The following is a 4,634-nucleotide window of genomic DNA, read 5'->3' as shown; positions in this document are numbered from 1 at the left end:
ATGTGTATATGAGATTGCATTTGCTATGACATCTAGCTTTGCTTCTTCCTCTCCAACTTTTACTTTTTCTAAAGCAGAAACTAACTCCCTAACATGTAATCTTCCTAAATCATGCTCTACAAGCATCCCATGATTAACAACCTTTTCTGCTGCCTCTCCTAGCTCCTCTACCATTTTAATAAAAAGTATTTTCTCTTCTTTTTTATGATGATGATTATCCGCATAATTTCTAATAAAATCTATTATATTATCAAAATCTTCATATATGACTTCTTCGTTATTTAATATTTTAAAACAGCATTTTCTTATTACTTGTAGCATTCTAAGAATATACTTATGTTCTTCATTCATTATTTCTATAGCATTCATTTACTGTACTCCTTTCATATCTTTCTCGATATTGCTTTAACTTATATTATTACTATACAGTAAATTACTATTTTATTTCGTAACAAATGCTACATATTTAAAAATAATTTAAATTTATAATTTAAATTCGCATCTTATCTTATTTTATCTTATCTATCTAATAAAGGTACGCAAATAATTATTAATCATTTCATTTAGTTTCTCTCTATTAATTGTTGCTCCTGAAACTTTTCCCTTGTGAATAAAATCCACTCCAACTTCATTTAATTGTCTAATTTGTATTTCTTCATTTTGATCTTGAAAACTTACTCTTACATAGCCTAATTTCACTTCTTTTTTCACTCCTATTCTGAAACAAGTCTTATGGGAGTTGACAAAAGTAGATTCTATAATGTTTATTGTAAAGTATCAATAGGATATACTCTTATGAAACATAGAAAAGAAGAAAATAACTCAGGATTTGCAATACAAGTAGTATTATTTAGTTATCCTGACTGGTTATATAATAGCTTTAAATATATACCTGAAAATATAATTGAATATATTGTCAAACAAGTAGTAATAGTTCCAAAAAACATTGAAAGACACTACCACTTATGGAAAATAGAATTCTGAACAGTTCAAAAAGTTACCTATACCATTGATGAAATAGGCAGTAGATACTAGAATGAATGATGACGAGATTGAGTGGTTAGCAAACTATGAATTATCAATGAAAACAGAAGGTTCATCTGATTATTTAAGTGCTTACAATCTATACAATTACCTGAATCACTTAAAGCTAAATACTTAAAACTAGTTGCTACTGAAACATATGGTAATAGTGAAAGTGAGAAAAATAAATTTATAAGTAGTAAGATGTTAAACTTTTATGAATACACTACTAAAGAATATAAAGCTTATGTTAAGATAGAATATTCTACAGAAGATAAAACAAATGGAAATGTTACTGCTAAGTTAGTTTTACCTAGTGAATGTGAAACAAATGAAACTGAGCTTTTGTTTAATAAAAATGGTAACCATGAATTTAAATATACGGATGCAAATGACGAATTAAATACTATTGTAGCAGAGGCTAATTGGATAGACAAAACTATTTCTAGTATTGGCTTATGAATTCGATAATACTAATCCTACTAATTAAGATTTTACTATTACCATAACTGGATTCAATAAAAGAAAGGAACTGTATCAGATTGAGTTAATAAATTCAATCTGATACAGCTCCTCTTTTTCTATATCTTTTAGCTTACCTTTAATTTAAATGATTAACGTATGAATCTAGCATCAGCCAGAACACCCCAGTCTCCTGAATTTCCATTTCCTCCATCATTAACAACTATCTTTAATTTAGATTTATTAGCTACATTTGTATTATTACCATTAACTAAATCTAAATAGTCTGTTATATCTTGATACCATATATCCCCATCAGCTTCATGAAGTATTCCTAAAGTATTATTATTAAAGGATAATGAAGAATATCCTCCTCCACTTTTATTTCCAGCGTAAGGATATGGCACACCTAGTTCCTTAATACCTTTAGATAAATCATCAAAATCTATCATGTAAACGGTAATATTATCCCTAGTATATCCACCTAGCGTATTTTTAGGTGCTGAAATTAATCCAATTCTATGCCCGTTTGATGCAGTAATTTTAATGAATGATCCTTGACATCCTGACCCTTTACCACTTGAAATTTTTCCATGTAAAGGTTCATATACATCCCATGAGTTTCCTAAATCATATGATATATAAGATGCTCTATAACCATGTACATCATCTCTAGAGCTCATTATTAAAGCTCCATCTAACTCTATAACCATATTTTCAGAAGTCTTTGAATCAGGAACTTTATTTCCTAGTGTCCATGTCTCTCCATTATCTTTTGAGTAAATAATTGTTGAATAGTAATTGTTACTGTTACCCTCTCTTAATGCAATTTGCGCAGGTACTACTATTGTTCCATCTGACATAGTAATTCCTGTTCCAACACCACCTAACCATCCAATTGTATTACTAGGTTGATTTTTTATTCGCGCATTATTTGTTGTTAAGTCGATTTTATCAGACCAAGTTACTCCATTATCATCTGAATAAACCATTTGAACAGACCAATCTTCTCTTAGGCTTGTGGTACTACTAGCCCAGTTACCATTTTTATTCCATGATCCAGCAATTAATATAATTCTTCCCGTATCTGTAACTACAGTTGTAGAATCCATGACACGAGAATATGTTTCATCTTTACGGTCATTTTCCATTACTATTTCATAATCCCATGTTTTCCCACCATCTATACTTCTTGCTTGTCCTATATCGATAAATCCGTGATCGTCACTTCCATTATATCTAATATCAGAGAATGCTAATATAGTTCCATCAGATAATATTTGTAAACTAGGGATTCTAAAAAATTTAGATTTCCATATATTATTATTTTTATCGAATACTGCTATGTTTTGAGAGTCATTATTACTACTTTGAGTATATGCAAATGTAATATTACCATTAAATATTAGAGAAAAAATTATTATTGATAAAATAGTGATATTTTTACATATTTTTTTCATATATACCTCCTTGTATAAATAAATGCTCTGTTAAGCTATATAAACATTGCTCTCCTCCCCCTAAAGAAATACAATAGTTTTGCAAAACTAAATAATACCTCCTTATGAAGGAGATAAGAACAATGAACAAGACTAATATAAAATCTTCACGCTGTCATTCTGATAAACTATATAAATTGGGTTTGAATAAGTACGCTAAACAAAAGTATCAATGTAATCAATTTAGGCTCCAGTTCACACTTGGCGACGGTAAAGGATTACCTTAAAGAAATTATCCTAGATGTCCTAAATGTGATAAAGGAATATATTTACCTTACTCATATAAATATTAAACTCGTTATAAATGCAATAACAAAAAGTGTAATCACATAATAGTTAGGCATCATACACAAATATTGATATAGCATCTAGTGAATTAATTAACTGTTCTCTCCCTATTAAATGAATACGTTTTCTGATGCATGTAATATTAACTACATTAACACTATATTTTTTAAATAATTCATCAACAAGATCTATTTCTCAATTCTTGATGATTAACTCTGGTATTAAGGTATCCCATATTCCTATAGTAAGTTGGACCAATAAATTTGCACCATTCTTAAACAAAAGGCTGATAAATTTAAAGATAGTCTAAGCTTACAATCTGACCATTGGCACGCTGATGAAACAGTAGTATTTATTCATGATGAAAGATACTGTCTATGATTAGCTATTGATTCTGAAACTAGATTTATTCTGGCATTTTACCTAACTAAGTCTAGAAGTTCTGATTCAGATTATACACTAATAAATGAAGCTAAAAATTGTGGTTAACCAACCTTACTTTCTAACCGATAGATTACCTCCGTATAACGAAGCTACCGCTACGGTATTACCTAATACCAAACACGTTCTATAGCACCTATGTCTAGTGATACAAAAATAACTTAATATATTTATTTATCTTTCACTATAATTTTATTAGACCACATGACTCATTAAATAACTGTGCTCCATCAGAAGTTTCCGGCTTCCCTAGCGATATCTCAGATAAAAACTCTTGGTTTCCATCAGCTTAATTAAACTTAATACCTTTATTTAACCTGCAAAAATTAATTTTATTGCAGGTTTGTTTGCTATACAATAAAATATTCAAACTTATATAATTTTCAAAGAGTGAATAATTCTATAAAAAATCAAGCTACTTTTTCATATCATCTTAACAGATTAAATAAAGATTACATTACATATTATAACATATTATCACTAAAATGGTAAATGCCTTATATTAAAACGTTTAAATTTTTAATATATTATAAATAAAGTATACAAATAATATAATTGTATATTATTAACCTTATTTGGTGTAAATAAAAACAAAGATATATAATAAATAAAATAACGTATATCTGGATCAAGATTTTTATCATACATTATTCCACTTTTTATCTTTTACCGTATCAACCTTTGTTTCAATTAAGTTATAAGTAGCATGATCTGTATCATTTTTAATTTTTCTTACTTGTTTTCTTAATTTTTCTTTTATCTTCTATATTATTTAACTTAATAATATTCATATAATAGCAACTCCTTAATATCTATTTTCTAACTCTTCTAAAATTGATATATATTTGTTCTTTATTTCTTCATTGTTAATTTCATAATTTTCACATTCATCATCTATAAACTTCATGACTTCATCATTTA

Annotated in this window: 6 protein-coding genes and 1 pseudogene; 4 read left to right on the top strand and 3 right to left on the bottom strand. The window is 27.9% G+C overall.

The window, feature by feature from the left end:
* Positions 1 to 369: hemerythrin domain-containing protein (locus I4V63_RS15350; RefSeq protein WP_196002091.1), on the bottom strand; the 369-nt coding region annotated here is incomplete at its 3' end.
* A 153-nt stretch (positions 370 to 522) separates the two neighbouring features.
* Positions 523 to 699, bottom strand: a complete 177-nt coding sequence (locus tag I4V63_RS15735) for a recombinase family protein (protein ID WP_196002090.1) — start codon at positions 697 to 699, stop codon at positions 523 to 525.
* Positions 700 to 732: 33 nt separating this feature from the next.
* On the opposite strand from I4V63_RS15735, the gene I4V63_RS15340 reads away from it, so the two are divergent.
* The 3 genes from I4V63_RS15340 (at position 733) to I4V63_RS15335 (ending at position 1,485) form a co-directional block, all read left to right on the top strand.
* Positions 733 to 984 (top strand): DUF4158 domain-containing protein, encoded by a 252-nt coding sequence (locus I4V63_RS15340; RefSeq protein WP_196002089.1) that lies wholly within the window; start codon positions 733 to 735, stop codon positions 982 to 984.
* 52 nt (positions 985 to 1,036) lie between these two features.
* On the top strand, positions 1,037 to 1,162 hold the full coding sequence (locus I4V63_RS15860) for a hypothetical protein (RefSeq protein WP_279325762.1): 126 nt from the start codon (positions 1,037 to 1,039) through the stop codon (positions 1,160 to 1,162).
* A gap of 65 nt (positions 1,163 to 1,227) precedes the next feature.
* On the top strand, positions 1,228 to 1,485 hold the full coding sequence (locus I4V63_RS15335) for a hypothetical protein (protein WP_196002088.1): 258 nt from the start codon (positions 1,228 to 1,230) through the stop codon (positions 1,483 to 1,485).
* Positions 1,486 to 1,637: 152 nt separating this feature from the next.
* On the opposite strand, the gene I4V63_RS15330 is transcribed toward I4V63_RS15335, so the two are convergent.
* Positions 1,638 to 2,945, bottom strand: a complete 1,308-nt coding sequence (locus I4V63_RS15330; protein WP_196002087.1) for a sialidase family protein — start codon at positions 2,943 to 2,945, stop codon at positions 1,638 to 1,640.
* A 122-nt stretch (positions 2,946 to 3,067) separates the two neighbouring features.
* Here I4V63_RS15330 and I4V63_RS15325 point away from each other — a divergent pair.
* A pseudogene (locus I4V63_RS15325) lies at positions 3,068 to 4,006 on the top strand (DDE-type integrase/transposase/recombinase).
* Positions 4,007 to 4,634: the final 628 nt, after the last annotated feature.

This window comes from Clostridium sp. 1001271B_151109_B4 (genome assembly GCF_015670405.1).
Lineage (GTDB): Bacteria > Bacillota > Clostridia > Clostridiales > Clostridiaceae > Clostridium.
The sequence above is the reverse complement of the archived record's forward strand: the minus strand, read 5'-3'. Positions and strand labels throughout refer to the sequence as shown.

Coding starts and splice junctions, on each gene's coding strand:
- I4V63_RS15340 (WP_196002089.1), top strand. CDS start 733: ATGGGAGTTGACAAAAGTAGATTCTATAATGTTTATTGTAAAGTATCA.
- I4V63_RS15860 (WP_279325762.1), top strand. CDS start 1,037: ATGAATGATGACGAGATTGAGTGGTTAGCAAACTATGAATTATCAATG.
- I4V63_RS15335 (WP_196002088.1), top strand. CDS start 1,228: ATGTTAAACTTTTATGAATACACTACTAAAGAATATAAAGCTTATGTT.
- I4V63_RS15330 (WP_196002087.1), bottom strand. CDS start 2,945: ATGAAAAAAATATGTAAAAATATCACTATTTTATCAATAATAATTTTT.